This is a genomic window from Microbacterium sp. BF1 (genome assembly GCF_019279095.1).
Taxonomy (GTDB): domain Bacteria; phylum Actinomycetota; class Actinomycetes; order Actinomycetales; family Microbacteriaceae; genus Microbacterium; species Microbacterium maritypicum.
This window is the reverse complement of record NZ_JAGYWT010000621.1, coordinates 1-1,308: the sequence shown is the minus strand read 5'-3', so window position 1 is coordinate 1,308 and position 1,308 is coordinate 1. Positions and strand designations below refer to the sequence as shown.

The 1,308-nt window shown below is 67.6% G+C and carries 2 protein-coding genes; both read left to right on the top strand.

Features of this window, described 5'->3' with window-relative positions:
• Positions 1 to 1,082: molybdopterin-dependent oxidoreductase (locus KZA10_RS15510; protein ID WP_256934947.1), on the top strand; the 1,082-nt coding region annotated here is incomplete at its 5' end.
• A gap of 41 nt (positions 1,083 to 1,123) precedes the next feature.
• Positions 1,124 to 1,308: molybdopterin-binding protein (locus tag KZA10_RS15505; RefSeq protein WP_256934946.1), on the top strand; the 185-nt coding region annotated here is incomplete at its 3' end.

Here is a 1,308-nt window from a genome sequence, read left to right as displayed (position 1 = left end):
ATGTTCCTGGCGAAGTACATGCCGCAGGTGGATCAGTGGCTGCACTACCGCAACGTCGACGTCTCCAGCATCAAGGAGCTCTCGCGCCGTTGGTACCCGCGGGTGTTCTTCCAGGCCCCCGCCAAAGTAGCGCGCTCAAGCTGCCCTCCCCCCGCACGACGGTCACGGTGCCGGACGGCGCCGAGCTCGACATCCCCGGGCTCAGCAAGCTGTTCACCCCGAACAAGGACTTCTACCGCGTCGACACGGCTCTCACGGTTCCCTCGATCGATCCGGACACCTGGCGTCTGGTGATCGACGGCATGGTCGACCAGCGTGTGGAGATGAGCTTCCAGGACATCCTCGACATGGGCCTCGACGAGTACGCCATCACGCTCACGTGCGTGTCGAACGAGGTCGGCGGCGAGCTCGTCGGGAACGCGAAGTGGCTCGGGGTGCCGTTGCGCGACGTGCTCAAGAAGGCGGGTGTGAAGTCCGGCGCCGACATGGTGCTCTCGCGCAGCGTCGACGGCTACACCGCGAGCACGCCGCTGTCGGCACTCACCGATGACAGCCTCGATGCGATTCTCGCCGTCGGGATGAACGGTGAACCGCTCCCGCTCGAGCACGGTTTCCCTGTGCGGATGGTGGTTCCGGGACTCTACGGGTACGTGTCGGCGACCAAGTGGCTCACGGGGCTCAAGGTGACGACGTTCGCCCAGGATGAGGCGTACTGGACGCCGCGTGGCTACAGCGCCGAGGCGCCGATCAAGTTCGCCTCTCGCGTCGACACCCCCAAGATCGGCGAGGCGGTGGCGGCGGGGAAGATCCCGATCGCCGGAGTCGCCTGGGCGCAGTCGGTCGGCATCGAGCGTGTGGAGGTGAGCATCGACGACGGCGACTGGGTTCAGGCCACCCTGTCGGCGCCGATCAACGACGACACCTGGGTGCAGTGGTTCATGGAGTGGGATGCCACACCGGGCACGCACTATGTCGCGGTGCGCGCGGTGAACAAGAACGGCGACCTGCAGATCCAGGAGCGGGCACCCATCGCGCCGAACGGATCGTCGGGCTGGCAGCGTTCGCTCATCCGGGTCAACTGAGACCCGTGCGCGGTCACCCGCTCGGGCCTATGGTGGGAGCCATGGGCCCGTTCCCCGCACTCGTGATCACCGTCTCGGACCGCTCGTTCTCCGGAGAACGCGAGGATCGGGGAGGCCCGATCGCCGTGGGGCTGCTGCGTGAGGCAGGGTGGCACTGCCCCGACGCGGAGGTCATCGCCGACGGTGCGGGGTCGGTGGCGGATGCCCTGCGCCGAGCCGCCGCACG